This is a genomic window from Christiangramia aestuarii, from assembly GCF_009735585.1.
In the GTDB taxonomy this organism is placed as follows: domain Bacteria; phylum Bacteroidota; class Bacteroidia; order Flavobacteriales; family Flavobacteriaceae; genus Christiangramia; species Christiangramia aestuarii.
In genome coordinates this window covers 1-374 of the sequence record NZ_VJVW01000159.1, presented here as the reverse complement: position 1 = coordinate 374, position 374 = coordinate 1, and the positions used below count along the sequence as shown (strand labels likewise).

The 374-nt window shown below is 52.4% G+C and carries 1 protein-coding gene; it reads left to right on the top strand.

Going from position 1 to position 374, the window contains the following annotated elements:
* A partial coding sequence (locus FLP08_RS16125) for a CLIPPER-2 domain-containing protein (RefSeq protein WP_439329446.1) occupies positions 1-374 on the top strand: 374 nt, incomplete at both ends.

Sequence of the window (374 nt, the reverse complement as noted above, 5' to 3'; positions counted from 1 at the left end):
GACCATCTCCTATACCTTTAGCCTGACCAATACCGGAAACGTCACCCTGAACAATATCACCGTGACCGATCCAATGGTAAGTGTAAACGGCGGACCGATCAACCTGGCGCCGGGTGCTTCTGATAACACCAGCTTCTCCGCGACCTATACCCTGACCCAGGCGGATGTAGACAGCGGACAGGTGGACAATATCGCTACGGCTGATGCCGATGAGCTGACCGATCCAGAGGATAGTAACAATGAGACTACGCCGCTGACGCAGAACCCAGCCATGACCATTGTAAAAGCAGGAAGCTTTAACGATGAAAATGGAAACGGCTATGCCGAGGCTGGAGAGACCATCTCCTATACCTTTAGCCTGACCAATACCGGAA